The sequence below is a fragment of the Burkholderia sp. AU15512 genome (assembly GCF_002223325.1).
Classification (GTDB): Bacteria; Pseudomonadota; Gammaproteobacteria; order Burkholderiales; family Burkholderiaceae; genus Burkholderia.
This window is the reverse complement of record NZ_NKEX01000003.1, coordinates 1,303,760-1,329,874: the sequence shown is the minus strand read 5'-3', so window position 1 is coordinate 1,329,874 and position 26,115 is coordinate 1,303,760. Positions and strand designations below refer to the sequence as shown.

The following is a 26,115-nucleotide window of genomic DNA, read 5'->3' as shown; positions in this document are numbered from 1 at the left end:
AACCCGACACGAGGCGTGCACGCGCACCCTCTTGTTCTTGTCGTTGGGTCGGCAAGCGAATACATGTCGTTCGCCGCGCGCGGCGAAGAATCGGACGGAAACCGCGATGGCGGTCGATGATACGGTGAGTCGAATCACCCAGGCAGCGGCAAATCGCCTGCCGCTGCCCAATACATGACAACCCGCGCCGGTATGTCGCGCCATCCGCGGTGAGCGCGCGGATGACGCACGACGCGCTGCCGTCAAACGGCTTCGCGCAACAGCCCCGCGATTTCCGCTTCGTTCAGATGCGGCGCGAACATCTCGATCAGCCGGTACGCATACGCGCGCAGGAACGCGCCCTTGCGCAGCCCGACCCGCGTCGTGCTCGCTTCGAACAGGTGCTGCGTATCGAGCGCGACGAGCCCCGTGTCGCGCTGCGGATCGTAGGCCATCGCCGCGACCACGCCGATCCCCATGCCGAGTTCGACATAGGTCTTGATCACGTCCGCGTCGATCGCGGTGAGCACGACGTCGGGCACGGCGCCCGCCTGCGTGAACGCCTGGTCGATGTGCGAGCGGCCCGTGAAGTCCTGGTCGTACGTGATGATCGGGTACTCGGCGATTTCCTCGAGCGTCAGGTTCTCGCGGCCGACGAGCGGATGACCCTTCGGCACGACGACCGTGTGGTGCCACGAATAGCACGGGAACGTGACGATGTCCGGATAGCGGTCGAGCGCCTCGGTCGAGATGCCGAGATCGGCCTCGCCGTTCAGGATCATCTGCGCGATCTGCTGCGGGCTGCCCTGGCGCAGCGCGAGATGCACCTTCGGGAACACGTCGGTGAACTGGCGGATCACCTTCGGCAGCGCGTAGCGCGCCTGCGTGTGCGTCGTCGCGACGACAAGGTGGCCGCTGTCCTGGTCGGCGAACTGGCGCGCGACGCGGCGCAGGTTCTCGGCGTCGAGCAGCATCCGCTCGATCAGCTGGTGCACGGCCTTGCCGGGCTCCGTGAGCCCCGTCAGCCGCTTGCCGCGCCGGATGAAGATGTCGACGCCCAGCTCATCCTCGAGATCCTTGATCTGCTTCGACACGCCCGACTGCGACGTGTACAGCACGTTCGCGACTTCCGTCAGGTTCATGTTCTGGCGCACCGCTTCGCGCACGAACCGCAATTGCTGAAAATTCATGGGTATGCCTCTTAGGCTGTCGTTGTTTGATTGTCGATTCCGAGCGTATCCCGCCCCCTGCCCTGCATTTTCTCGTCAACGCGCGGGAAACACACGCACCGCGCGCGGCACCGCCGTCGCCCCGTCGCCGACCTGCAGCGACAGCGCCCGCCATGCATCGCGATCGAGTTCGGCCTCGAGCGCGCCGCCCGCGCGCGCCTCGAGCTCCACGCGCACCGAGCCGCCCAGCGGGATCACGCGGCGCACGTCCACCGCGATGCCGTCGCGGTGCCCTGCTTCGCCAACCGGCCACAGCTGCAGGTCGTGCGGGCGCACATAGGCGTTCGCGGGGCCGGCGAAATCGGCGTCGACCTCGATCGGCGCGGCCGCCCCCTCGGCGACGAAGCCGCGCCCGGCGACCGTGCCCGGCAGCCGGTTGGCCGCGCCGAGGAACTCGTAGACGAATGCGCTCTGCGGATGATCGTAGACGTCCTGCGGGCTGCCGACCTGCTCGACGTGGCCGCGATTCAGCACGACGATGCGGTCCGCGACTTCCAGCGCCTCCTCCTGGTCGTGCGTGACGAAGATCGTCGAGATGTGCAGGTCGTCGTGCAGACGACGCAGCCAGCCGCGCAGCTCCTTGCGGACCTTCGCGTCGAGCGCGCCGAACGGCTCGTCGAGCAGCAGCACCTTCGGCTCGACCGCGAGCGCCCGGGCCAGCGCGATACGCTGGCGCTGGCCGCCCGACAGCTCGGACGGATAGCGCTGCGCGAGCCAGTCGAGCTGCACGAGCTTCAGCAGTTCGTGCACCTTCTCGCGGATCGCGGCTTCCGACGGCCGCTCGCGGCGCGGCTTCACGCGCAGCCCGAATGCAACGTTCTCGAACACGGTCATGTGGCGGAACAGCGCGTAGTGCTGGAACACGAAACCGACCTGGCGGTCGCGTGCGCCGACCGACGCGACGTCGAGCCCCTGCAGCACCACCTGGCCGGCATCCGCGTGCTCGAGGCCCGCGATCACGCGCAGCAGCGTGGTCTTGCCGCAGCCGGACGGCCCGAGCAGCGCGACCAGCTCGCCGGGCGGGAAGTCGAGCGATACGTTGTCGAGCGCCGTGAAATCGCCGAAGCGCTTCTGAAGGTTACGGACGGTGATACCCATTCTGGTTGCCTCTTTACGATTTCGACGAAACGGCGCCGACGGGGCCGGCATGTGCGGGAACGGCGTCGTGCGCGTCGGCCAGTTCGGCCGCAAGATGACGCTCGGCGATCAGCTTCAGCGCGAGCGTGACGAGCGCGAGCAGCGCCAGCACCGACGCCACCGCGAACGCCGCCGCGAAGTTGTATTCGTTGTACAGGATCTCCACATGCAGCGGCATCGTGTCGGTCACGCCGCGGATGTGGCCGGACACGACCGACACCGCGCCGAACTCGCCCATCGCGCGCGCATTGCACAGGATCACGCCGTACAGCAGGCCCCACCTCACGTTCGGCAGCGTCACGCGGCGGAAGATCTGCCAGCCCGACGCGCCGAGCACGCGCGCGGCTTCTTCCTCGTCGGTGCCTTGCGCCTGCATCAGCGGAATCAGCTCGCGCGCGACGAACGGGAACGTGACGAAGATCGTCGCGAGCACGATGCCCGGCACCGCGAAGATGATCTGCACGTCGTGATCCTGCAGCCACGGCCCGAACCAGCCCTGTGCGCCGAACAGCAGCACGTACACGAGGCCCGAGATCACCGGCGACACCGAGAACGGCAGGTCGATCAGCGTCGTCAGCAGCGCCTTGCCGCGGAATTCGAACTTCGCGATCGCCCACGATGCGCACACGCCGAACACGAGATTCAGCGGGACCGCGATCACGGCGACGGTCAGTGTCAGCTTGATCGCCGACCACGCATCGGGATCGGCCAGCGATTCGAAATAGAAGCCGACGCCCTTGCGCAGCGCCTCGACGAACACCGCGGCGAGCGGCACGACGAGGAAAAACGCGAGGAACGCCAGCGCGATGCCCGTGAGCAGCCAGCGCACGACGCGCGACTCGCTGACGGGGTCGAGCCGCTTCGTGGCACGCGCGGCCGGCGACGGGGTTTTCAGCACGACGGTGGCCTCCTGGCTCATTGCTGGCCTCCTGCTGCTGCTGCGGCGGCGGTGACGGTGGCGGGCGCCGGGCCGCTCGCGCCCTTGCTCGTACGGCGCTGCAGATACCACTGCAGCGTGTTGATCAGCAGCAGCATCAGGAACGACACGACCAGCATCACGACCGCCAGCGCGGTCGCGCCCGCGTAGTCGTACTGCTCGAGCTTGGTGATGATGAGCAGCGACGTGATCTCGGATTTCATCGGCACGTTGCCGGCGATGAAGATCACCGAGCCGTATTCGCCGAGCGCGCGTGCAAACGCGAGCGCGAAACCGGTGAGAAGCGCCGGCAGCACGGCCGGCAGCACGACGCGGCGGAACGTCAGCCAGCGCGACGCGCCGAGGCACGCGGCGGCCTCCTCCTGCTCGCGCTCGAAATCCTCGAGCACCGGCTGCACCGTGCGCACGACGAACGGCAGCCCGATGAAGGTCAGCGCGACCAGCACGCCGGCCGGCGTGAACGCGATCTTGATGCCGAGCGGCGCGAGATACTGGCCGACCCAGCCGTTGGTCGCGTAAACGGCCGCGAGCGAAATGCCGGCGACCGACGTCGGGAGTGCAAACGGCAGGTCGACGACCGCATCGACGAGCCGCTTGAACGGGAACGTGTAACGCACGAGCACCCACGCGACGAGGAAACCGAACACGGCATTGATCAGCGCGCCGCCGAGCGCGGCCGAGAACGTCAGCCGATACGACGCGAGCACGCGCGGCGACGTGACGGCGGTGACGAACTGGTCCCACGACAGCGTCGCGGTCTTCAGGAACGTGGCGGCGAGCGGTATCAGCACCACGAGGCTCAAATAGGCCACCGTGATGCCTAGCGTCACGCCGAAACCGGGCAGCGCGCTCGGCTTGCGAAAGGTGTACGTCGTCATCGGATGCTCTTGCTGGGTCGATGCTGCTCATGGGTCCGACGCAAACGCCGGCGCAGTGAATCGCGCCGGCGGCCCCGTCGGGGATGCGGCGCGCTATCGTGGCGCGCCGCCGTTGTTATGGCGTTACTGCGGCTTGTAGATCGAATCGAACACGCCGCCGTCCGCGAAATGCGTCTTCTGCGCATTCGTCCAGCCGCCGAAGGTATCGTCGACCGTGTACAGCTTCAGCTTCGGGAACTGCTTCGTCAGCTCCGCCGGCACGTTCTTCGAACGCGGCCGGTAGTAGTTGCGTGCCGCGATCTCCTGGCCCTGCGGGCTGTACAGGAAGTTCAGGTACGCCTCGGCCAGCTTGCGCGTGCCCTTCTTGTCGACCACCTTGTCGACCACCGCGACGGGCGGCTCGGCCAGGATGCTCACCGACGGCACGACGATCTCGAACTTGTCGGTGCCAAACTCCTTGACCGACAGGAATGCCTCGTTTTCCCATGCGATCAGCACGTCGCCGATCCCGCGCTGCACGAAGCTCGTGGTCGCGCCGCGCGCGCCCGAATCGAGCACGCCTGCGTTCTTGTAGAGCTTCGTGATGAATTCCTTCGCCGTCTGCTCGTTGCCGCCCGGCTTGTGCAGCGCGTACGCCCACGCGGCCAGGTAGTTCCAGCGCGCGCCGCCCGACGTCTTCGGGTTCGGCGTGACGATCGAGATGCCCGGCTTGGTCAGGTCGTCCCAGTCCTTGATCCCCTTCGGATTGCCCTTGCGCACCAGGAACACGATCGTCGACGTGTACGGCGACGCGTTGTCGGGCAGACGCTTCTGCCAGTCCTTGTTGACGAGCCCCTTGTTCGCGAGGGCGTCGATGTCGTACGCGAGCGCCAGCGTGACGACGTCGGCCTGCAGGCCGTCGAGCACCGAGCGCGCCTGCGCGCCCGAGCCGCCGTGCGACTGCTTGAAGTTGACGGTCTCGCCCGTCTTCGCCTTCCACTCCTTGCCGAACGCCTGGTTGAAGTCCTGATACAGCTCGCGCGTCGGGTCGTACGACACGTTCAGGAAGGTCGTATCGGCCTGTGCGTGCGTCGCGACGCCCAGCGCCGCCGCCGCGCCCAGCGCGAGTGTTGCGATCAGGCGGCCCACTCCGCCCACCAGCCCCGTATTGCGCTTGCCCATCCTTGGTTCTCCAGTGTTGTCGGTATTGCGATGTCGGGCCAGTCTAACGAACGGGTTACATGATTAAAAATAATCGTTCCTTATTTTTTAATACTCAAAAGTGCTAACGCAGACGGGATGGACGGTTGCGGCGGATGAACCGACGTCCGGGCGTCGTGAAATCGCGTCGGAACCGGCGTGATCGCGTCGAACCTCAAGTAACACTTGAAATTCGCGGACTACTGTATAAAAATACAGCTCACTGTCTATCCATACAGTTGAGCCATGACCAAACTCACCGCCCGTCAGCAGCAAGTGTTCGACTTGATCCGTCGCGCGATCGAGCGCTCCGGATTCCCGCCCACCCGTGCCGAGATCGCGGCCGAACTGGGCTTCAGCTCGCCGAATGCGGCCGAGGAGCACCTGCGCGCACTCGCGCGCAAGGGTGTGATCGAGCTGGCCGCCGGCGCGTCGCGCGGCATCCGCCTGCTCGGCATCGACGATGCCCCGCACCAGTTCACGCTGCCGCATGCCGCCCTGATGCAGTTGTCGCTGCCGCTCGTCGGCCGCGTCGCGGCCGGTAGCCCGATCCTTGCGCAGGAGCACATCTCGCAGCATTACGCGTGCGATCCCGCGCTGTTCTCCAGCAAGCCCGATTACCTGCTGAAAGTGCGCGGCCTGTCGATGCGCGACGCCGGCATCCTCGACGGCGACCTCCTCGCCGTGCAGAAGCGCACGGAAGCAAAGGACGGCCAGATCATCGTCGCGCGTCTCGGCGACGACGTCACGGTCAAGCGCCTGATGCGCCGGCCGGGCGGTCTCGAGCTGATCGCGGAGAACCCCGATTACGAAAACATCTTCGTCAAGGCCGGCAGCGCGGAATTCGCGCTGGAAGGCATCGCCGTCGGGCTGATTCGCTCGGGCGAACTCTGACATTCCGTCTCGCTGAGGAGAACATCATGGAACGCCTTGCCCGTCTGCTGCCTTTCCGTCAATTCGGCCGCCTGCGTCACCTGCGCGGCCGCACGCCCTGCGCACCGCTGTCCGCGGCGGCGCCTGTGCAAGAAGAAGTCGCAGTCGAACGGCAGGCGTCCCTGCTGCCGTCGGCGCTCCCCGCTTTCGCGCGGGTATCGCTGAACGCCGGCCTGAATCACGCCGAACCCGCGCGCCGTGCACCGGTGCGCGTCTATCACGGCCGTTCGCGCCTGATCATGGTCGGCACGATCGATGCCGTGTGCCGGATGATCGATCGCTGCATTGCAGAGGAACGATCGGCCACGCCAGGCGGTCTCTGATTGCGGAACATCCCCGCACCGGAGGCAACGTGACCGGATCTTCGGGCCGCGCATGGCGGCTCAAACCCGTGCTGATCGTCGTGATGGCCGTCGCCATCGTTGCGGCGATCGGCTATGCCTACGCGTCGCCGTACGTCGCGCTCGGTCGCCTGAAATCGGCGATCGATGCGCGCGATGCGCAGGCCATCAGTGAATATGTCGATTTCCCGTCGCTGCGCATCAGCCTGAAGCAGCAGGTCACGGAAGAATTGATGCGCCGGATCGACGCGGTGAAGAAGAACAATCCGTTCGCGGTGATCGGAGCGCTGATCGGGTCGGCACTGATCGGCCCGCTGGTCGATGCGTACGCGACCCCGGAAGGCGTAGCCGCGCTGATGAGCGGATTGCCACCGCGTGGCAATCCAGGAGAGCGTCCACCCGAATGGTCGAATCTGCCGCCAGGCAGCAATACGCCGGCGGCACCGTCGGCCAATCCGGCGCCTCCGGCGAGCGCAGCCGCTCCGGGTAGCAACGCGGCCGCTACCGCAGCGTCATCGCCGCCATCCGCCGCTGCCGCACCGGCCAGCCCGGTCGATGCAACGCATGTGCCGCACCCGCAGCAAACCAGCGCCGGTTACCGGAATATCGATGAATTCGTCGTGACCTACCAGCGCAGTGCCGACGGCACGCGCTATGCGGCGATATTCCACCGCTTCGGCCTGTTCTCGTGGAAGTTGTCCGCAATCGACCTGCATGCTTGAGCGGTCCTGAGTGGCCACGGTCAGCGCCCGCCCCACGGACGTGGCATGACGCCCGACCGGCGCGATCCGCCGGTCAGGCAGTCATCGAATCATTGGATCATTTGCCGTTCGCCGTGGCCGCTTCACGCTCCCGCGCGATTTCTTCCTTCTGCTCCTGCGCCGACGAACACGCCACCAGAATGCTGCAGTTCACGCGATCGAGCAGTTGCGTGTTGCCCGACCCCATCCACCATCTGGACAACCCGCTACGGCACCGATGGCCGACGACGACGAGGTCGGCCTTCAGCTCCGTCGCGAGATTCGCGATTTCGTCGATCGGATAGCCGAACGCGAAATGGCCCTCGGCCTGCACGCCGCGCTCGCGCAGCCAGTTCACCCCTTCCTGCAGGATTTCACGCGCGGTTTCCTCGAACCGGCCACATGCGACGTCGGTCAGCAAACCCGCGCTCTGTGCAATGCTCGAGCGCATGTCGACCACCGACAGCAAATGCGTCTCGGCCTTGAGGTCCATCGCGAGATTGGCGCCGCAACGCAGTGCCTTGCGTCCTTCGAGCGTGCCGTCGTAACACAGCAAAATCTTGTTGTAGCTAGCCATGAAACCTCCCTATCGCAACAACGAGCCTACGCATTCATCATGGTGCGCCGCAATTCAGGACGCAAGGGATGGAAAACGCTGATTCGCCCCGCTCGGCTCGTGCGCGATGATGCAGTGCACGATCGGTGCGTACAGGCATCGCACCGTGCAGGCATGCCCTGAAGAGACGCAGCCGATGCACTAGAATGGCCCGTTCGTACTCCAGCGGGCCATCAGGCGCCGGCGTCGTGCGCTTCGGTCATGCCCGTGTGACACGCAATCGTCCGATCGGTTCGTCAACCGGCCACGCATCCGGCAGCGGAGCGCTTCCGCGCCGCCTACAACGACAACATGCCCATGTCCGTTGCACCGATCGATTTCCGGAACGTCGAGAAGCACTATGGCGACAAACTCGTCGTCAACGGCCTGTCCTTCACCGTCCAGGCCGGCGAATGCTACGGCCTGCTCGGGCCGAACGGCGCCGGCAAGACCACCACGCTGAAAATGCTGCTCGGCCTCACGCATCCCGATGCAGGCACCATTTCGCTCTGCGGCGAACCGGTTCCATCACGTGCGCGGCATGCGCGCCAGCGCGTCGGGGTCGTCCCGCAGTTCGACAATCTCGACCCCGACTTCACCGTGCGCGAGAACCTGCTCGTCTTCAGTCGCTACTTCGGCATGTCGGCGCAGGCTGCGCACGCGCTCGTGAAGCCACTGCTCGAATTCGCGAAGCTCGAGAACAAGGCCGATGCGAAGGTCGGCGAGCTGTCGGGCGGCATGAAGCGCCGCCTGACGCTCGCCCGCGCGCTCGTCAACGATCCCGACGTGCTGGTGCTCGACGAGCCGACGACGGGCCTCGACCCGCAGGCGCGTCACCTCATGTGGGAGCGGCTGCGCTCACTGCTCGCACGCGGCAAGACAATCCTGATCACCACGCACTTCATGGAAGAAGCCGAGCGCCTGTGCGACCGCCTGTGCGTGATCGAGGAAGGCCGCAAGATCGCCGAAGGCGCGCCGCACGCGCTGATCGAATCGGAGATCGGCTGCGACGTGATCGAGATCTACGGGCCCGATCCGGCCACGCTGCGTGACGAACTGTCGGCGTTCGCGAAGCACACCGAGATCAGCGGCGAGACGCTGTTCTGCTACGTGAGCGATCCGGAACCGCTGAGCGCGCGACTCAAGGGTCGCACGGGGTTGCGCTATCTGCATCGCCCGGCCAATCTTGAAGATGTGTTCCTGCGGCTCACCGGCCGCGAAATGCAGGACTGATCGATCATGGATGTCCGCAACTATTCGACCGCCGCACCGTCGGCACCGCCGCGCGTGTCGCGCTTCGCGATCGCGATGCCCGCGAACGCGACCAACTGGATCGCCGTCTGGCGGCGCAACTATCTCGTCTGGCGCAAGCTCGCGCTCGCGTCGATGTTCGGCAATCTTGCCGATCCGATGATCTATCTGTTCGGGCTGGGGTTCGGGCTCGGGCTGATGCTCGGCCATGTCGACGGCGTGTCGTATATCGCATTCCTCGCGGCCGGCACGGTCGGGTCGAGCGTGATGATGTCCGCGAGCTTCGAGTCGATGTATTCGGGGTTCTCGCGCATGCACGTGCAGCGCACGTGGGAAGCGATCATGCATACGCCGCTCGCGCTCGGCGACATCGTGCTCGGCGAGATCGTTTGGGGAGCCAGCAAAGCGATGCTGTCGGGGGCCGCGATCATGCTCGTCGCGGGGGCGCTCGGCTATGCGCGGTTTCCGTCGATGCTCGCGGCGCTGCCCGTGATCGCGCTCGCGGGCCTCGCGTTTGCCAGCATCGCGATGATCGTCACGGCGCTCGCGCCGTCCTACGATTTCTTCATGTTTTATCAGACGCTCGTGCTGACGCCGATGCTGCTGCTGTCGGGCGTGTTCTTCCCGATCACGCAGTTGCCGCCGATCGCACAGCATGCGGCGCAGGCGCTGCCGCTCGCGAATGCCGTCGAGCTGATCCGGCCCGCGATGCTCGGCCGGCCGGCGACCGACGTCGCGCTGCATGTCGCGGTGCTCGCCGGTTACGCGGTCGGCGGATTCCTGCTTTCCGCGTGGCTGTTCCGGCGGCGGATGATGCGCTGACGGCCGGCGCACGGGCGCCGGCTTTCTGCGACGACCTTACTCGTCGTCGTCGCTCCACGGGATCTCGACGTCGGTCAGGAACGCGACGGTCGCGAGCGGGCCGCCTTCCTGGCGGCCGAGCTTGCCGTCCGCGCGATGCCATTCGACGCGGAACTGCGTGCCCGGATCGTCGGCCAACAGATACACCGTGCGCAGCTCTTCCTTGTCGGCTTCGTCCACCGGGCCGTCGAACGACACCAGCATTTTCTGCGGCCACAGGCCGTTGACCGGATCGTAAATGCGGTCGCCTTGCGGAATGTCGATGCTGGCCTCGACGCCGATCGTTGCGGAGGCCTCGATGATCATCGTGCCGAGTGCGTTCAGCACGGCAGTCGCCCGCGCGGAATTGGCCTGGCGGATCGCGAGATCGCCGCGCGTCAGCGCCTTTTCGAGTCGAGGATGGATCTTCGGTTGGGTCATGCGTTTTCCTGTTTGCTTCTTGTAAATGGCGCCGCACGCGTGAAACGGCGGCGCCGGATGAATACGACGATTGCGCCCTGCTGGCGCGCCGCCCGCGCGCGTCAGAACCCGAGCGCGACCGCGAGCAGGCCGCTCGCGATCCCGAACACGACGACGAGCGTCGCGACGATGGCCAGCATGTAAGGCTTGAACGAACGCGCGAGCATCGCGAGCGACGGCACGCTGATCGGCGGCAGCGTCATCAGCAGCGCGGCGGCCGGGCCGACGCCCATGCCGAGCGACAGCATCGCCTGGATGATCGGCACCTCGCCGGCCGTCGGAATCACGAACAGCATGCCCGCGACCGCGAATGCAATGATCCAGCCGAGATGATTGCCGATGTCCGGGCCGATATGCGGGAACAGCCACGCGCGCGCGGCGCCGAGCAGCAGCACGAGCACGATGTATTCGGGCACGAGCCGCACGGCCATGCGCGCAAGCAGCTTCATCCAGCGAACGAACGGATTGCCGGCCGCGGCCTGCTCGGCCGCCAGCGCGGCGAGCTGCGCATCGTCGATGCTGCGGTCTTCAGGGCGTGCGATACGGTTCAGCAAATAGCCGATCCCGAACACCATCGCGATGCCGAGCACGAGGCGCAGCGCACTCCAGTGCCAGCCGAGCACGAAGCCCATGAACACCAGCGCCGCCGGGTTCAGCACCGTGTTGCCGAGCCAGAACGCGACCGCGCCGCCCGGCGATGCATGGCGCGCACGCAGCCCCGCGACGACCGGCGCCGCACAGCACGTGCACATCATGCCGGGCAGCGACAGCAGGCCGCCCGCGGCGACGCTGCCGAAGCCGGTGCGGCCGAGCACGCGCGCAACCCAGTGCGCGGGCAGCAGCGCCTGCACGGCCGAACCGAGCAGCAGGCCCAGCACCATCGCCTGCCAGATCGCCTTGCCGTACGCCCACGCATAGTCGAGCGCGGCCTTCAGCGACGGCTCGGGCGCGGTCGCCGACGTGCCCATCAGGATCGACTGGCCGATCGAATGGTGCTCGGCGGCGACGAACGCCTTGTTGTAGTACGGAAACCATTTCACATAGAACAGTCCCGCGACCGCGATCAGCAGGAAGGTCATCCAGCCGAGGGCGGGACTGGGTTGGGTGCGTGTGGTCGTCATCGTGTGGTCGTCGATTGGTCTTGGTCGGTTTCGGATGTCGCGCCCGCGGCGAGCGCGGCCGATGCGGGCAACCCGGCCTGCGCGAGTTCGGCCAGCAGCGCGCGCGCCTGATCGCGCCCGTCCGCGGCATTGGGCCGGAACGTGAACGTCAATGCCCGGTTCGGCTTGTTGTACGTCGCGCGATAGGTGCGCGCATAGGCGGGATCGTAATGCTTGTCGATCAGCTCGGTGAACAGTTCGGCCCGTGCGTCCGCATCGATCAGCGCCTTCCAGTGCGTCACCTGCTCACGGCTATGCAGGCCGATCAGCCGATGAAGCTGCGCCTTGAACGCGTCCGGTTCGTCGAACAGGTGGGCGTAATCGTCGAGGAGAAATGCGATGCGCTCGTCGTGCGCCGCGTCGACATGCACCCACGGCCCTGCGTGAAACGCCTCGATCAACGCGATCGGCAACTGCACGAGCCCGATCCTGCGGCTTTCCGATTCGACGAACACGGGCCATTCGGGGTCGAAACGTCCAAGCGTTTCGACGAGCCCGGAATCGAACCCCTTCTGCGCCGGCTGCGGCTTGCCCGGCAGCGCGCCGAGCAGCGAACCGCGATGGCATGCAAGCGCCTCGAGATCGAGTGTCTGCGCGCCCACGTCGCGCAGCGCGTTCAGCAGACGCGTCTTGCCGCAGCCCGTATGGCCGACGAGCGCGATATAGCGAAAGCGCGTCGGCAGCGAGTCGAGCGTCGCGCACACCGACTGGCGGTACGCCTTGTAGCCGCCGTCGAGCTGGCGCGCCTTCCAGCCGATCAGGTTGAACCAGGTCGTCATCGAGCCCGAGCGCTTGCCGCCGCGCCAGCAGTAGATCAGCGGCCGCCAGTTGCGCGGGCGGTCGGCGAACGTCGTGTCGAGATGGCGCGCGATGTTGCGCGCGACGATGGCCGCACCGACCCGGGTCGCCTCGTACGGCGACACCTGGCGGTACATCGTCCCGACGAGCACGCGCTCCTCGTTGCTGAGCACGGGCGCGTTCAGCGCGCCGGGAATATGATCCTCGGCGAACTCGAGCGGCGTGCGCACGTCGATGATCTCGTCGAACTCGCCGGCGCGATCGAGGGTGACAATCAGGTTCTTCAATTTGGCGTCGAACAGGGGCGATGCGGCTCGATGAGCCGCATGGGCACGGAAGGCGGATTGGCGATTATCTCACGGGCCGGCCTCTCGGGCCCCGCGCGGCAGTCGGCGGCGCCGACGCGGCCTGCATCGCGTCGATCAGATGGTCGCGGAATGCGCGAACCGACGCGGGCAGATCGCGCCCCGCCATCGTCTGCACCTGGATGCTGCGCTCGCGCAGCTGCGGGTTCGTCACGGGCACGACGACGAAGCCGTCCGCGGCGCAACGGTCACGCACCGACAGCAGCCCCGTGAACATCACCGCGCCCGTGCGCCGCGCGTAACCGTACATCGCCGCCGTGTTGTTGCTCGTCAGTTCGGGCTCGAGCAGCAGCCCGTCGAGCGCGCACGCGATGTCGATCAGCTGGCGCACCGTCGTGCCGGCCTCGGGCAGCACGTGCGGGTGACGCGCGACATCGGCGAGCGACACGGCCTCCCGCGTCGCGAGCGGATGGTCGTGCCGCACCAGCGCGAAGATCGGCGCGCGCTCGGAGTGGTCGACGCGCACGCCCTTCTCCGGCGCGAGGCTGAAGCTCAACGCGATGTCCACGTCGCCATCGCGCACACGCCGCGTCGCGTCCGCCGGCGACACCACCCATACGGAGAAGTCGACACCGGGATGGCGCGCCTTGAAGCTGGCCAGCGTGCCGGGCAGGAAATCGATCGCGAACCCTTCCGAGCACGCGATCTTCAGCAGGCTGCCGTGCAGCGCATCGAGCCCGCCGATGTCCTTCATCACGTGCTCGGCCTCCAGCAGGCTGCGCTGCGCGAACGCCAGCAGCCGCTCGCCGGCCTCCGACAACGCCATCCCGCGCGGCCGGCGCTCGAACAGCGGTGCGCCAAGCTCGCTCTCCAGTTTCGCGATCTGGCGGCTGATCGCCGATACGGCGACGTGCAGCCGCGCGGACGCGTCGCTGATCGAGCCGGTGCGCGCCACTTCGACGAAATACCGCAATGCCAGGCCATGCAGGAAAGCCGCCATCGTTCTGTCTCCGCCCGGCTGCCGGCCGTGCCGCTTTGCCTTTTCGGCAAGGAAAGGTTCGAAATTCGATCATTGTGACAAAAAAAACGGCTTCCTAGAATCGATCGCACTTCACGCTGCGTGCCCGATCCGGCGCGTGCAGGAACCCGTCAGAGGAGACCCGACTTGAGCCGTACCGCCGCCATCCAGCACGCGCTGAACCAGTTCGAATCCGGTACGTTCTTCACGACCCTGAGCCGCCGCGTCGGCCTGCGCACCGAAAGCCAGGACAGCGGCAACGAAGCCGCGCTACGCGCCTACCTGGCCGACGAGATCGCCCCCGAGGCCGCGCGCCTCGGCTTCACGTCGCGGATCGTCGACAATCCCGTCGACGGCGGCGGCCCGTTCCTGGTCGCGTCGCGCCACGAAGACGACACGCTGCCGACCGTGCTGATCTACGGCCACGGCGACGTCGTGCGCGGCTACGACGCGCAATGGCGCGCGCCGTTGTCGCCGTGGACGCTGACGGCCGACGGCGACCGCTGGTACGGCCGCGGCAGCGCCGACAACAAGGGCCAGCACACCATCAACCTGGCCGCGCTGGCGAGCGTGCTCGACGCGCGCGGCGGCCGGCTCGGCTTCAACGCGAAGCTGCTGATCGAGATGGGCGAGGAAACGGGTTCGCCGGGCCTCGACGCACTGTGCCGCCAGGAGCGCGACGCGCTCGCGGCCGACGTGCTGATCGCCTCCGACGGCCCGCGCATCGCCGCCGCGCGCCCGACGGTATTCCTCGGCTCGCGCGGCGCGGTCAATTTCAAGCTGAGCCTGCGCGCCCGCGACGGCGCGCATCACTCCGGCAACTGGGGCGGGCTGCTGCGCAATCCGGCGATCGTGCTCGCGCATGCGCTCGCGAGCCTCGTCGACGCGCGCGGCGCGATTCGTGTCGCGGGGCTGCGTCCGCCGCCGATCCCGGCCGCCGTGCGCGATGCGCTCGCCGACCTCTCCGTCGGCGGCGGCCCCGGCGATCCGGCGCTCGACGCCGACTGGGGCGAGCCCGGCCTCACCGCGCCCGAGCGCGTGTTCGGCTGGAACACGTTCGAGATCCTCGCGTTCAAGGCCGGCAATCCCGAGCACCCCGTCAATGCGATCCCGCCCGCCGCGTACGCGCACTGCCAGTTGCGCTTCGTCGTCGGCACCGACTGGGAAGCGCTGCCCGCGCATCTGCGCACGCACCTCGATGCGCACGGCTTCGCCGACATCGAGATCGACGTCGAACGCGGCGCACCGGCGACACGCGTGCCGCCGGACGATCCGTGGGTGCGCTGGGCCGTCGCTTCGCTCGCGCGGACCACCGGCAAGAAGCCCGCGATCCTGCCGAATCTCGGCGGCACGCTGCCGAACGAAGTGTTCGCCGACACGCTCGGGCTGCCGACGCTGTGGGTGCCGCATTCGTACCCGGCGTGCTCGCAGCACGCACCGGACGAGCACCTGCTCGCGAGCGTCGTCAGCGAGGGGCTGCAGATGATGGCCGGCCTCTTCTGGGATCTCGGCGACGACGCGCCGATCGCTCGCCGCACCGCGCCCGCCGCAGCCGGCGCCGCCCTGTAACGCGCTTCGCCCTTCTCACGGGACGTGCAAACACGATGAATACGACCACCCTCACTTCGCAGGAAGCCGCCCGCCCCAGCGCCGCGAAGATCCGGCGCATCATCTTCGCGGCGTCGATCGGCAACGCGCTCGAATGGTTCGACCTGATCGTCTACGGCTTCTTCGCGGTGACGATCGCCAAGCTGTTCTTCCCCGCCACCAGCGAAGCGACGTCGCTGATGCTCACGCTCGGCACGTTCGGGCTTTCCTACCTGATCCGGCCGATCGGCGGCTTCATCCTCGGCGCCTATGCGGATCGCGCGGGCCGCAAGGCGTCGCTGCTGCTGTCGATCGCGATGATGATGGCCGGCACGCTGCTGATCGCGCTGATGCCGACCTACGCGTCGATCGGCCTGCTCGCGCCGCTCGGGATCATGCTGTCGCGGCTGATGCAGGGCTTTTCCGCGGGCGGCGAATTCGCGAGTTCGACCGCGTTCCTCGTCGAGCACGCGCCGCAGCGGCGTGGTTTCATGTCGAGCTGGCAGTTCGCGAGCCAGGGCCTCGCGACGCTGCTCGCATCGGGCTTCGGCGCACTGCTGACCGCCACGCTGACGACCGCGCAACTCGAAAGCTGGGGCTGGCGCGTGCCGTTCCTGTTCGGGCTCGCGATCGGCCCGGTCGGGCTGTATATCCGTCGCTACGTCGACGAAGGCGTCGAGTTCAAGACGCAGGCACGCTCGGCAGCGCCCGTGCGCGAGCTGTTCGCGGAACAAAAGGTGCGGGTGCTGCTGTCGATCGGCGCGCTCGTGATCTCGACCGCGATCAACTACATGATCCTGTACATGCCGACTTACGCGATCAAGCAGCTCGGCCTGCCCGCCTCGACCGGCTTCGCGGCCACGCTCGCGACCGGCTTTGTGCTCACGCTCGTCACACCGGTCGTCGGCCACCTGTCCGATCGTACCGGGCGGATCCGCATGATGGCGGTCGCGGCGGTCCTGATGCTCGTCACCGTTTACCCGACGTTCGCGTGGCTCACGCGTCACGCGTCGTTCGCGACGATGCTCGCTGCCCTGGTCTGGATCGGTGCGCTGAAGGCGATGTACTGCGGCGCGCTGCCGGCGCTGATGGCCGAGCTGTTCCCGTCGCAAACCCGCGCAACGGGGCTCGCGGTCAGCTACAACACCGGGGTCACGCTGTTCGGCGGCTTCGCGCCGTTCGTCATCACCTGGCTGATCAGCGCGACCGGCAACCGGCTGTCGCCGGCGCTCTATCTGATGGGGTGCGCGCTGCTGAGCCTCGCCGCGCTGTTCGTCGCGCGCACGCGGCTCAAGATGCGCTAACGGAAGAACCGGCGGCGCAGCGATGCGCCGCCGGCGCGGCCCGTCGCGGCATCGCTGCCGCGCGGGCCAGGCGCCGCCTGCTTCAGGTCACGGCGCCGGGTTCGGCTGCAGTTCGTGCAGCGCGTCGATCTCGGCGAGGATCTCTTCGGACAGCTTCACGTCGACGCTGCCGATGTTCTCCTTCAACTGCTCGAGCGACGTCGCCCCGATCAGGTTGCTGCGCGTGAACGGCCGGCTGTTGACGAACGCCAGCGCGAGCTGCGCGGGCGACAGCCCGTGACGCCGCGCGAGCGCGACATAGCGCGACGTCGCCTCGACGGCCTGCGGCTTGCTGTAACGCTGGAAGCGTTCGAACAACGTGATGCGCGCGCCGGCCGGACGCGCACCGTTCTCGTACTTGCCGGACAGCCAGCCGAACGCGAGCGGCGAATACGCGAGCAGGCCGACGCCATCGCGATGCGTGAATTCCGACAGCCCGTTCTCGAACGTGCGGTTCAGCAGGCTGTACGGATTCTGGATGCTCGCGATGCGCGGCAGCCCGAGCTTCTCGGCTGCGCGCAGGAACTGCGCGACGCCCCACGGCGTTTCATTCGACACGCCGATCGCGCGCACCTTGCCGGCCTTCACGAATTCCGCGAGCACGCCGAGGGTTTCCTCGATCGGCACCGTATAGGCGTCGTCGACCCACGGATAGGCGGGACGGCCGAACGTGGTCGTGCTGCGATCGGGCCAGTGCAGCTGGTAGAGATCGACGTAGTCGGTCTGCAGGCGCTTGAGGCTGCCGTCGAGCGCTTCGGTCAGGTTCTTGCGGTCGAACTGGTTGCCTTCGCCGCGGATATGGCGCGGATTGTGCGGCTGCCGCGCCGCCCCCGCGATTTTCGTCGCGAGCACGATGCGCTCGCGCTGCGCGCGATGCTGCGCGAGCCAGGTGCCGATGTACGCCTCGGTGCGCCCCTGCGTATCGGGTTTCGGCGGCACCGGATACATCTCCGCGGCATCGATCAGCGTGACGCCCTGCCCGATCGCGTAGTCGATCTGCTCGTGCGCATCGCGCTCCGAATTCTGCTCGCCCCACGTCATCGTGCCCAGGCCGATCAGGCTGACCTCGATGCCCGAATCGCCAAGTGTGCGGTATTCCATGCTGCTCCTGTCGCGTCGGTGGAAAGCAGGAACGCTATCACATTGAAGCGACTGCTTCAGACCGGCTCCGCCTACGCTTACAGGCGGCCTTCGGCGCCGGCAACGAGGTTCACGCGCGGGCCCGGACGATGGCGCTGCCGCCCGCCGTCACTGCGGCCGCTGGATGAAACAGGTTGCCGACGCATGCGCGACGATCTTGTCGTCCGCGGTCTTCAGCGTGCCCTCCGCGACGCCCAGCGAACGCGACAGGTGGATCACGCGCCCTTCCGCGACCAGGTCGACGTCGCGCGGCACGGGCCGCAGCATCTTCACATGCAGATCGACCGTGCCGTAGCCGACGCCCGCATCCAGCATCGAATGCACCGCGCACCCGGTGACCGAATCGAGCACCGTCGCGGCGAACCCGCCGTGCACGCCGCCGAGCGGATTCAGGTGCCGGCCGTCCGCCCGCGCCGAAAACTTCACGTAACCGAGTTCGACGTCGAGCGGACGCATCGGGATCGTCTCGGAAATCGACGCGAGCGGTGCATCGCCCGATACCGCCGCGCGCAACAGATCGAGACCGGACAAGGAAAGCGGGTTCATCGGGTTGTCTCCGGGTTGAAAGCGCGTCGCCGCGCGAGTAAGTTCCAAATTGGAACTCATTATTGACAACGACGGCGGCCGTTGTCAACGTGGCCGGGCCCGTTACAACCGAAGGCGGGTTCTATAATCGAACCCGCTGTTTCGCTGAACTGCCGCCAAGGATGCAAGAGACTCGACGATGAAATGGGATGACATCGGCACGCTGAACTGTTCGGTCGCGCGTACGCTCGCCGTGCTCGGCGACCGCTGGACCATGCTGATCCTCCGCAACGCGTTCCTCGGCTGCCGCCGCTTCGACGCATTCCAGGCCCAGCTTGGCCTCACGCGTCATGTGCTGGCCGAGCGGCTCGCGCGACTCGTCGACGAAGGCGTGCTGGTCAAGCGCGCGTATCAGGAGCGGCCGCCGCGGTTCGAATACCGGCTGACGGACAAGGGCCTCGACCTCTACCCGACCCTGCTCGCGCTGACGGCGTGGGGCGACCGCTGGAAAGACGACGGCCAGGGGCCGCCGGTGCAGTTGCGTCACCGCACTTGCGGCCATCTGATGCATGCGGTCACCGTATGCTCCGCATGCGGCGAGCCGCTCGACGCACGCGACGTGCAGCCGGAGCGTGGCCCCGGGTGGATTGCAGTCGAGGCAGCCGGGGCGCCTGCGGACGAGAATTGATGCAGCGTCGTGCGTCCATAATGAACGCGCAACGCACACGGATCGTTAGTCGCACTCACGCTGCTGTTGCGTGCCTGCGTCGAGCCCACCCGGCTGCACTCGCGCAGGGCTTGCATGCCGCGGCTCTCCCACCACCGCACGCGCAATCGCGCGCTGCTTTCGACTCCAGCCGCTGATCAACCCGATCACGCACTCGGATCCTGCACAACGCAACTTTGCGTCACCGTCTCTGCCATCGCGTCCATCGCGATGATTCATCCCGTCTCATCCACACGTGACCGGGCCGCCACGTCTGCGTTACACTCACGGCCCGCTGTCTCGAAATTGTTCGCTGTCCAAGATGTTGTCGCGCAATCGCCTCGCCGCTGCCTGTCTCGCCGCCTCCCTGCTCGCCACTCCGTTCGCCGCCTTCGGCAAGACGCAAAGTGAATCGCTGCTTCAACAGGCGATCGACCTCGTGTCGCGTTGGCTGCCGGCCCCCACTCACGAAGCACCCGCGACCCAGGTCGTCGAATCGGCGTTTTCGCCCGACGGCGGTGCCGAAGCGCTCGTGCTGAAAGCGATCGGCGCCGCGCGCAGCTCGATCCGCGTCGCCGCGTATTCGTTCACGTCGCCGCCTGTCACGCGTGCACTGCTCGCGGCCAAGCGACGCGGCGTGAATGTCGCGGTGGTCGTCGACGACAAGGGCAATCGCGCAAAAAGCAGCAAGCAGGCGCTGAACCTGCTCGTCAACGCAGGCATCCCGACGCGCACGATCGACGCCTATGCGATCCATCACGACAAGTACCTCGTGATCGACGCCGAGCACGTCGAAACGGGCTCGTTCAACTACAGCGCATCGGCGGCCAGCCGCAATTCCGAGAACGTCGTCGTGGTGTGGAACAACCCGCAACTCGCGTCGCGTTATCTCACGCACTGGCAAAGCCGCTTCGACCAGGGCACGCCGTACCGCTCCAGCTACTGAGGCAGGCCGCGCGGCGCGCGCCCCGTGTTCGATCCGCCGTATTGCTGATGATCGGCGAGCGCGGCGCGCAACTCAATTCAGCCGAATGGCCAGCGCGCCGCCGCACTCAATGGATGTCGGGCGTCCGCCCGGTCGCCGCACCGGCCTGCGTCGTCGGCGCACAGCGATTCGCCTGTCCGCTCGCGCCGCTTGCCGACGACGTCGGCAAGCCGCCGGGCAGCGCGCTGCTCACGCAAACGACGCCGAATGCCAGCGTGTTCTGGACCGTCGGATAAAGAAGATACAGCGCAAACGCGAGATAGCCCGCGTACAGAAATCGAACCATGGTGCGGTGGGCGGCGATGAACGAATGGACTCGCCCTGTTTACGGCAATGCGCCGGGGTACCTTGAGGTATCGCGCCTCCGATTGCGCATCGGGGCGAAACGCGGTCCCATGGCGCCTGCTTCTCACCCCATCTGCATCGATTCGTGCCGGGTCGCCCCCCGGTCGGCGGAATCGCAACGTGGCGATGCGCCGAACAATGCGCGATACTGTCCGACATACGATCCCGTAACCGGCCTCGCAGCCGCGACAAAAGACAAGGCCCATGCAAATCGCACCGAAACCGGCCGACGAGGCGGCCCGGCTCGATACGCTTCATTCGCTCTCGATCCTCGACACGCCACCGGAAGAGCGCTTCGATCGCCTGACGCGTCTTGCACGCAGGCTGTTCGACGTACCGATCGCCCTCGTCAGCCTCGTCGACGACGATCGGCAGTGGTTCAAGAGCCATGCCGGGCTCGATGTCACGCAAACGTCGCGCGACGTGTCGTTCTGCGCCCATGCGCTGCACGAGGGCCATACGATGGTGATCCAGGATGCGCTGAACGACAACCGCTTCCACGACAACCCACTCGTCACCGGCGCGCCCGGCATCCGCTTCTACGCCGGTCGACCGATCACGGCGCCAAACGGTGCGCCCATCGGCACACTCTGCCTGATCGACACGCGGCCGCGCTCGCTCGAACCCGACGAGCTCGCGCTGCTCGGCGATCTCGCCCACATGACCGAGCGCGAGATCGCCGCGCTGCATTTCGCGACCACCGACGAGCTCACGCAACTGACCAACCGGCGCGGCTTCGAGATTCTCGCCCGCCACGTGCTGAGCCTGTGCGATCGCCTCGACCGTCACGCGGTGCTGCTGTTCTTCGACCTGAACGATTTCAAGTCGATCAACGACCGCTTCGGCCACGCCGAAGGCGACCACGCGCTCAAGGCCTTCGCCGACACGCTGACGGGCGCGCTGCGCGACAGCGACGTGATCGCCCGGCTTGGCGGCGACGAATTCGTCGTGCTGCTGAGCGCCACCGATCCGGCCGACGTTGCCGAGCCGGTCGAACGCGTGACGCGGGCGCTCGCGCTGCGCAACGCGGCCGACGCACGCGGCTATGACATCCGGTTCAGCGTCGGGCATGTCGATTACGATCCCGCACGGCATCGAGACGTGACCGACCTGCTCGCATCGGCCGATCAACGGATGTACGAGGACAAGCAGCGCGGCAAGACGGCCGGCAAGTAAGCGCGGGCGGACCAGGCGCAGGCGCATGTCGCCGCCCTGCCGCCCCGCCGCTCAACTGCGGTTGCGTGGTTGCATCAGCTTCCGCACGGCGGCGCGCTGGCCATGGCCTCCGCGATCTGCTCGGGCGTCAGGTCACGCTGATGCGTCGCGAGCGACCAGCGATGGCCGAACGGATCCTCGACCTGTCCGTAGCGATCGCCCCAGAACATGTCGGCAGCCGGAATCGTGACCGTCGCGCCGGCCGCGACCGCCTTCGCGATCGCCGCGTCGGTGTCCGGCACGTACAGGTGCAGGCACACCGGCGTGCCTTTCAGTGCCTTCGGCCCGAGCGCGCCGTGCTCGGGCATTTCATCCACCAGCATCAGTGTCGAATCGCCAATCACGAGGCACGCGTGCGCGAGCCGGCCGTCGGGCATCGCCAGGCGAAACTGTTCGCTCGCATTGAACGCGCGCTTGTAGAAGTCGATCGCTGCGGTTGCGCCGGCGCAGATCAGGTGCGGCGTCAGCGTGCGCATCCCTTCCGGGATCGGTTTGACGGACGTGGACATGGGTGTCGCTCCTTCGGGCGGTAGTCGTATCGGAATCGGGACGGACGCGCGATGCGCACGCCTCCGATGCTACGACGGACGAACCTGGCGGAAATCGACACGGCGCCCGACATTTTTTTGTTTTCTCGGGTATCGGCGCACGCGGGTTCCCCGCATCGGACGTCATCGGCGCGTCAGGTCGGCCTCGTTGCCCGGCACGCCGAACTGCCGGCGGCATGCCTCCAGCAATCCCGCCACCGCATCGAGCGGCAGATCGGCAAACCGGGCGATCGGCAGCATCACGCCACCCGGTACCTTGTTGCGCGATGAAAGCGCCGAGAACTGGTAGCCGATGTAGCGATTTCCGGCGACGCTGATGATCCGGAATTCGGTGACGTCACGCCATCGCGTGACGGGTTGCTCGCGCAAAGCCCCGATCAGCCTGAAGCCCATCTCGTCGACCTGCAGCGCCATCCTGCGCCGCGACGACACGAAGAAGGCGGCCCCCGCCAGCGCCAGCAACACGGCCAGTGCCGCCACCGGCCAAAGCGCCGGCGCGGCTGCGTAACCGCACAGGCTCGCCACGGCCAGCACCGCGCACGCGATCGCCCTTCTTTTCAGGCTCCGGCCGTCGACCGCCAGCGTCACCGGCAACGGGCCGACGACGGTTCCCGCGTCGGAATCGACGTGCCAGCCGGCGGAATCGGTGGTTTCGCTTTCGTCGTTCATCGCGCAATCGCTCACGTCGACGGCAACCCGCTCATCGCGGCCGGATACCCGATCGACGCGCCGAGACAGGCGGCCTGTCGCCGCAAAATGCTCGGGATCGACGACGGTAAGCATCGACGCACGACAACACGCCTTCGTCCGCACGGAACCGGCCACGCTCCGTCGGCATCGGTCATGTTCAGTTGCACACCTTGACGGTACCGTTGGTCGTGCATTGACCAATGGCCCAGTGGCTCTGCCCTGCCAGATGAGGTGCCTGGCCGACGCCACGGATCGGCTCGGACGGCGAAGATGCCGGCACGGCCGCGGCAGCCGACGCGGTGTCGGGCGACGGGAGCGGAGGCGGCTCGGGCGCTGTCTGGCAAGCCGACAACGCCAGATAAAGAGCGGATGCCAACAGGGCGATGAGCGGTCTTGACATGATTTCGTACGCGTTTGCGATATTCGCTTCCGGGAAAACGGGCTCGCTCAAGATCACGTGCCCCGTCAGACCGTTCGGCGCAACCGCCAATGCAGCATGGCGATCATCCAATACTACTCCTCGCGATCGACGTCGCGCGAGCGGCCATTCGGCCAGGTGCCGCCCTCCATGCGGCGGCACGCGCCATCGCTGACGCATGCCGCGCCGGTCAGATTTGCGGCAGGTCGCGCAAAGTGCGCGACTCGTTCGTTGCATCGATGTCGAGCTCGATGCCTTCCGATGCATCGCGATACAGCACGCGCTTCAGCCGGGGCCCGATCGCGGTGGCGTCCGATGCCGAGAAGATTGCGCGGACATCGTTACCGGACGCAAGCGCGCGCGCCACATCTGCCACCGGTGCTTCGCTCGGCGTCGCCGCCCACGACCGGTCAGCCGGATTCACGGCCGCCCAGCGCACGTGCGTCACGCGCGCGCTGAGCGGATCGATTCGCACGCCATTCACCGCAAACATCGACATTGGCATCTCCTTCGAATTTTTTGCGGCCCGCCGTACCGATACGCGGTCACGGACGGCCCCAGATCTCGCAGACGTTTCCCGCCGGATCCGCCACGGAAATCGCGATCGTGCCGTCGCCGTAGTCCCATTCGTTCAGGATACTGACGCGACACGACTCAAGTCGCGCGACGGCTTCCGACACGTGCGCGACTTCGATCGCCAGCGCAATGCCATGGCCGGTCGGACGAAACTCAGGGTACGGAAACTTGCCACCGCTACCCGTATGGATGGTCAACGTCGCCGCATTCACGACAAAGCGATGCCACGGATTCCCCGCAGCCGACACGCCTTCGGCATGCACGGGCAGCGCGAGCGCCACCCGATAGAAATCCACCACCGCCCGGAAGCGATCGTCTTCGACCGGCACCAGAATGCCCAGACTCGCGATCATGCGCGCTTCTCCGGCCCACGTGATTTTCGATGATACATTGGGACGCTTTACAACCGTCAACAGACAATCGTGCACGGGAGAAACACATGACCGACGCCTGGGGAACCTTCCCTGCCAGAATGGGCGACCATCAGGCTTTCATCAGCTTCAACCACAGCTTTGCGGAAATCGCCGAAGGCGATCCGCGCACGTCGCTGCTCAGCGTGCGCGTCCCCTTTGCGCATCCGACACCGGAAGGCCTGCCGAGCGGCGACGAATTCACCGACCTCGCGACGATCGAGGATCTGCTCGACGCCACGATCACCGCGAAAGGGGGCGTGCAGGTTGGTCGCATCACCGTCGACGGCCACCGGGATTTCCTCTTCTACGTGCCGTTCGACCAAGAGGCAGCGGCGGAGATCGTCGACACGCTGGCCGATCAGACGACTTACGCCCTGCAGTACGCACATCAGGACGATCCGGACAAGGAAGCGTACTGGCAGACGCTCTACCCGACCGATGACGACTGGCTGATCATGCGCGACATGCGCGTGCTGGATGAATTGCGGAAGAAAGGCGACGCCAGCGAGGTAAGCCGGCGCGTGATGCACTGGGCATACTTCCCCGACCCGAGCGACGCGCATCAGTTCGCGGACTGGGCCGAATCGAAAGGCTATCCGGTCGAATCGGTGGCGCCCACCGAGGACGGCAAGTCGGCGGTCCGGTTTTCACATGAAGGCACCATGGCGCTGGCCGACATCACGCGCCATACGATCGCGATCAACCACGAAGTGCGTGCACTCGGAGGGGATTACGACGGATGGGAAACCAGCGTCGAACAGGCTGGCTGAGCGGGTCGACCTGCCCGCTGTGCGACACGTGATGCAACGCATCCGGCGCAAAAAATATCCCGGCGGCATGCTTGCGCGCCGCCGGGACCAAGGCATCACCGGCCGAAACCGGCGATGGGCCTGAGGGTTCGCTCAGGCACGAGGAAAGCGATTCGTGCGGACCAGGCGAACGGATGCCGGGGCGCGCAATCGATGCGCTCACGCCGCCCGCCGGACGCCTGTCCGGTTCCGTCGACGCAGCCTTCCCGCGTCGGACGGGCAAAAAGCCCCCGCTCCTGCGCGAGCGAGCGGGGAAACGGTTGACCGGGCCGGGGAAGAACGGTCAACCGGCCAAATTGTGAGCGTGGGCCGCACAACGATCTGTGCGGCAACTCACCATTTGGTGACAATGCCGCAGCAATTGGTTCGCTCGCGTGCCGCGCGGATCGCGTCACGGTCCGAGCGCAACGCCCGCGACCGGCGCAAGCATTACCACGATGACGGGCGACAGCACCACGGCCCCGATCATCATCACGCCGTCGGCCGCGAGGGTGACAGGCGTCGCGAGCACGCGCACGGCCTTGCCCGCCGTCGTGATGCGGTCGGTGACCGGGATCTTGTACGCATGCGCAAACGACGACCATGTCTTGCCCTGCGCAAAACCATCGGCGCGATAGCGCGATCCGGCCAGTTCACCCTTCATCCCCAGATCCCAGTCTCCGAGCTTCGTGAAGCCGTCCTCCAGCGCACGATTCCAGTCCTCATCGGTCATGTGATCGCGGTGGAGCCGCAGCGAGAAGTCGCCCGAAATCTTGCTACCCTGCGCGACGAACCCAGATAGCGACGCCTCGATCGATTTCCGGTAAGGCGATGCCAGCACCGCGCCGAGATGCTCCGGCATCTCGAAGATGTAGTGATATTTCTTGCCGAGCACGACGAATTGCTTGCCGTCCTCGCTGACGAGGAATCGGTCGACTGTCTCTTCGTAATGGCCGTCTTCGAACAGCATGGCAGTGCAGCCTGCCAGGCCGGCAGCGACAACGATCGCGCCCGCCGTCAACAGCGTTCTTCTTTT

30 protein-coding genes are annotated in these 26,115 nt (G+C 66.7%); 11 read left to right on the top strand and 19 right to left on the bottom strand.

Features of this window, described 5'->3' with window-relative positions; all coding sequences use genetic code 11:
- Window positions 1-242: 242 nt before the first annotated feature.
- The 5 genes from CFB43_RS08880 to CFB43_RS08860 form a co-directional block, all read right to left on the bottom strand.
- Window positions 243-1,169 carry a CysB family HTH-type transcriptional regulator gene (locus CFB43_RS08880; RefSeq protein ID WP_006484201.1) on the bottom strand — a complete coding sequence of 309 codons (927 nt, stop codon included), beginning with the start codon at window positions 1,167-1,169 and terminating at the stop codon, window positions 243-245.
- Window positions 1,170-1,244: 75 nt separating this feature from the next.
- A complete protein-coding gene (locus tag CFB43_RS08875; RefSeq protein ID WP_089431032.1) occupies window positions 1,245-2,306 on the bottom strand; it encodes a sulfate/molybdate ABC transporter ATP-binding protein in 1,062 nt (353 codons plus the stop codon).
- Between the two features lie 13 nt (window positions 2,307-2,319).
- Window positions 2,320-3,264 (bottom strand): sulfate ABC transporter permease subunit CysW, encoded by a 945-nt coding sequence (gene cysW / locus CFB43_RS08870; protein ID WP_089425349.1) that lies wholly within the window; start codon window positions 3,262-3,264, stop codon window positions 2,320-2,322.
- Window positions 3,261-4,160 (bottom strand): sulfate ABC transporter permease subunit CysT, encoded by a 900-nt coding sequence (cysT, locus tag CFB43_RS08865; RefSeq protein ID WP_089494789.1) that lies wholly within the window; start codon window positions 4,158-4,160, stop codon window positions 3,261-3,263. Before cysT ends, cysW begins: the two co-directional genes overlap by 4 nt.
- Window positions 4,161-4,283: 123 nt before the next feature.
- Window positions 4,284-5,321 carry a sulfate ABC transporter substrate-binding protein gene (locus CFB43_RS08860; protein ID WP_089440023.1) on the bottom strand — a complete coding sequence of 346 codons (1,038 nt, stop codon included), beginning with the start codon at window positions 5,319-5,321 and terminating at the stop codon, window positions 4,284-4,286.
- 264 nt (window positions 5,322-5,585) lie between these two features.
- Between CFB43_RS08860 and lexA the strand changes: the two genes are divergently transcribed.
- From lexA to CFB43_RS08840, 3 genes are read left to right on the top strand one after another with little or no spacing between them, the layout of a single operon-like run.
- Window positions 5,586-6,233 (top strand): transcriptional repressor LexA, encoded by a 648-nt coding sequence (gene lexA / locus CFB43_RS08850; RefSeq protein WP_089425347.1) that lies wholly within the window; start codon window positions 5,586-5,588, stop codon window positions 6,231-6,233.
- A 26-nt stretch (window positions 6,234-6,259) separates the two neighbouring features.
- On the top strand, window positions 6,260-6,595 hold the full coding sequence (locus CFB43_RS08845; RefSeq protein ID WP_006476078.1) for a hypothetical protein: 336 nt from the start codon (window positions 6,260-6,262) through the stop codon (window positions 6,593-6,595).
- A gap of 29 nt (window positions 6,596-6,624) precedes the next feature.
- On the top strand, window positions 6,625-7,335 hold the full coding sequence (locus tag CFB43_RS08840) for a DUF2939 domain-containing protein (RefSeq protein ID WP_089494788.1): 711 nt from the start codon (window positions 6,625-6,627) through the stop codon (window positions 7,333-7,335).
- Between the two features lie 97 nt (window positions 7,336-7,432).
- Here CFB43_RS08840 and CFB43_RS08835 read toward each other — a convergent pair whose 3' ends face one another.
- The gene (locus CFB43_RS08835; RefSeq protein ID WP_039358765.1) at window positions 7,433-7,930 is read right to left on the bottom strand and encodes a universal stress protein; all 498 of its coding nucleotides are present in this window, start codon (window positions 7,928-7,930) and stop codon (window positions 7,433-7,435) included.
- A gap of 336 nt (window positions 7,931-8,266) precedes the next feature.
- Between CFB43_RS08835 and nodI the strand changes: the two genes are divergently transcribed.
- Together nodI and CFB43_RS08825 are read left to right on the top strand one after the other, a co-directional pair.
- Window positions 8,267-9,181 carry a nodulation factor ABC transporter ATP-binding protein NodI gene (gene nodI / locus CFB43_RS08830; protein WP_244115410.1) on the top strand — a complete coding sequence of 305 codons (915 nt, stop codon included), beginning with the start codon at window positions 8,267-8,269 and terminating at the stop codon, window positions 9,179-9,181.
- Between the two features lie 6 nt (window positions 9,182-9,187).
- Window positions 9,188-10,021 (top strand): ABC transporter permease, encoded by an 834-nt coding sequence (locus tag CFB43_RS08825; protein ID WP_089494787.1) that lies wholly within the window; start codon window positions 9,188-9,190, stop codon window positions 10,019-10,021.
- A gap of 36 nt (window positions 10,022-10,057) precedes the next feature.
- Here the strand turns inward: CFB43_RS08825 and CFB43_RS08820 are convergent, their stop codons facing one another.
- The 4 genes from CFB43_RS08820 to CFB43_RS08805 form a co-directional block, all read right to left on the bottom strand.
- The gene (locus tag CFB43_RS08820; protein WP_021157006.1) at window positions 10,058-10,480 is read right to left on the bottom strand and encodes a hypothetical protein; all 423 of its coding nucleotides are present in this window, start codon (window positions 10,478-10,480) and stop codon (window positions 10,058-10,060) included.
- Between the two features lie 101 nt (window positions 10,481-10,581).
- Window positions 10,582-11,640, bottom strand: a complete 1,059-nt coding sequence (locus CFB43_RS08815; RefSeq protein ID WP_089494786.1) for a permease — start codon at window positions 11,638-11,640, stop codon at window positions 10,582-10,584.
- A complete protein-coding gene (gene mnmH / locus CFB43_RS08810; RefSeq protein ID WP_089494785.1) occupies window positions 11,637-12,764 on the bottom strand; it encodes a tRNA 2-selenouridine(34) synthase MnmH in 1,128 nt (375 codons plus the stop codon). The genes CFB43_RS08815 and mnmH overlap by 4 nt, the downstream gene beginning before the upstream one ends.
- 64 nt (window positions 12,765-12,828) lie before the next feature.
- Window positions 12,829-13,782 (bottom strand): LysR family transcriptional regulator, encoded by a 954-nt coding sequence (locus CFB43_RS08805; RefSeq protein ID WP_089440016.1) that lies wholly within the window; start codon window positions 13,780-13,782, stop codon window positions 12,829-12,831.
- A gap of 165 nt (window positions 13,783-13,947) precedes the next feature.
- Here CFB43_RS08805 and CFB43_RS08800 point away from each other — a divergent pair, with 165 nt between their 5' ends.
- Together CFB43_RS08800 and CFB43_RS08795 are read left to right on the top strand one after the other, a co-directional pair.
- Complete coding sequence (locus CFB43_RS08800; protein ID WP_089494784.1) at window positions 13,948-15,369, top strand: M20 family metallopeptidase; 1,422 nt, start codon at window positions 13,948-13,950, stop codon at window positions 15,367-15,369.
- A 35-nt stretch (window positions 15,370-15,404) separates the two neighbouring features.
- Entirely contained in the window at window positions 15,405-16,691 is a 1,287-nt protein-coding gene (locus CFB43_RS08795; RefSeq protein WP_089494783.1) for an MFS transporter, read from the top strand.
- A gap of 87 nt (window positions 16,692-16,778) precedes the next feature.
- Here CFB43_RS08795 and CFB43_RS08790 read toward each other — a convergent pair whose 3' ends face one another.
- Together CFB43_RS08790 and CFB43_RS08785 are read right to left on the bottom strand one after the other, a co-directional pair.
- Window positions 16,779-17,831 (bottom strand): NADP(H)-dependent aldo-keto reductase, encoded by a 1,053-nt coding sequence (locus tag CFB43_RS08790; RefSeq protein WP_089494782.1) that lies wholly within the window; start codon window positions 17,829-17,831, stop codon window positions 16,779-16,781.
- A 147-nt stretch (window positions 17,832-17,978) separates the two neighbouring features.
- Window positions 17,979-18,416 carry a PaaI family thioesterase gene (locus CFB43_RS08785; RefSeq protein WP_039358790.1) on the bottom strand — a complete coding sequence of 146 codons (438 nt, stop codon included), beginning with the start codon at window positions 18,414-18,416 and terminating at the stop codon, window positions 17,979-17,981.
- 178 nt (window positions 18,417-18,594) lie between these two features.
- Between CFB43_RS08785 and CFB43_RS08780 the strand changes: the two genes are divergently transcribed.
- Together CFB43_RS08780 and CFB43_RS08775 are read left to right on the top strand one after the other, a co-directional pair.
- Window positions 18,595-19,083, top strand: coding sequence for a winged helix-turn-helix transcriptional regulator (locus CFB43_RS08780; protein WP_089494781.1), 489 nt, complete (start codon window positions 18,595-18,597; stop codon window positions 19,081-19,083).
- A 340-nt stretch (window positions 19,084-19,423) separates the two neighbouring features.
- Window positions 19,424-20,047: a phospholipase D family nuclease gene (locus tag CFB43_RS08775; protein WP_034201824.1), complete on the top strand. Its 624-nt coding sequence runs from the start codon at window positions 19,424-19,426 to the stop codon at window positions 20,045-20,047.
- Window positions 20,048-20,153: 106 nt separating this feature from the next.
- Here CFB43_RS08775 and CFB43_RS08770 read toward each other — a convergent pair whose 3' ends face one another.
- Window positions 20,154-20,372 carry a hypothetical protein gene (locus CFB43_RS08770; RefSeq protein WP_089494780.1) on the bottom strand — a complete coding sequence of 73 codons (219 nt, stop codon included), beginning with the start codon at window positions 20,370-20,372 and terminating at the stop codon, window positions 20,154-20,156.
- 263 nt (window positions 20,373-20,635) lie between these two features.
- Here CFB43_RS08770 and CFB43_RS08765 point away from each other — a divergent pair, with 263 nt between their 5' ends.
- Window positions 20,636-21,607, top strand: coding sequence for a GGDEF domain-containing protein (locus CFB43_RS08765; RefSeq protein ID WP_089494779.1), 972 nt, complete (start codon window positions 20,636-20,638; stop codon window positions 21,605-21,607).
- A gap of 74 nt (window positions 21,608-21,681) precedes the next feature.
- Here CFB43_RS08765 and CFB43_RS08760 read toward each other — a convergent pair whose 3' ends face one another.
- From CFB43_RS08760 to CFB43_RS08740, 5 genes are all read right to left on the bottom strand, one after another.
- Window positions 21,682-22,155 (bottom strand): VOC family protein, encoded by a 474-nt coding sequence (locus CFB43_RS08760; RefSeq protein WP_046545626.1) that lies wholly within the window; start codon window positions 22,153-22,155, stop codon window positions 21,682-21,684.
- 162 nt (window positions 22,156-22,317) lie between these two features.
- Complete coding sequence (locus CFB43_RS08755) at window positions 22,318-22,863, bottom strand: aspartyl-tRNA synthetase (protein WP_089495285.1); 546 nt, start codon at window positions 22,861-22,863, stop codon at window positions 22,318-22,320.
- 178 nt (window positions 22,864-23,041) lie between these two features.
- The gene (locus CFB43_RS08750; protein WP_089495284.1) at window positions 23,042-23,284 is read right to left on the bottom strand and encodes a hypothetical protein; all 243 of its coding nucleotides are present in this window, start codon (window positions 23,282-23,284) and stop codon (window positions 23,042-23,044) included.
- 208 nt (window positions 23,285-23,492) lie between these two features.
- The gene (locus CFB43_RS08745) at window positions 23,493-23,801 is read right to left on the bottom strand and encodes a phosphatidylserine/phosphatidylglycerophosphate/cardiolipin synthase (protein WP_046546333.1); all 309 of its coding nucleotides are present in this window, start codon (window positions 23,799-23,801) and stop codon (window positions 23,493-23,495) included.
- Between the two features lie 46 nt (window positions 23,802-23,847).
- Window positions 23,848-24,231 (bottom strand): VOC family protein, encoded by a 384-nt coding sequence (locus tag CFB43_RS08740; RefSeq protein WP_089494778.1) that lies wholly within the window; start codon window positions 24,229-24,231, stop codon window positions 23,848-23,850.
- Window positions 24,232-24,317: 86 nt separating this feature from the next.
- Between CFB43_RS08740 and CFB43_RS08735 the strand changes: the two genes are divergently transcribed.
- Window positions 24,318-25,061: a DUF695 domain-containing protein gene (locus CFB43_RS08735; protein WP_089494777.1), complete on the top strand. Its 744-nt coding sequence runs from the start codon at window positions 24,318-24,320 to the stop codon at window positions 25,059-25,061.
- A gap of 430 nt (window positions 25,062-25,491) precedes the next feature.
- Here the strand turns inward: CFB43_RS08735 and CFB43_RS08730 are convergent, their stop codons facing one another.
- The gene (locus CFB43_RS08730; RefSeq protein WP_226275120.1) at window positions 25,492-26,100 is read right to left on the bottom strand and encodes a hypothetical protein; all 609 of its coding nucleotides are present in this window, start codon (window positions 26,098-26,100) and stop codon (window positions 25,492-25,494) included.
- Window positions 26,101-26,115: the final 15 nt, after the last annotated feature.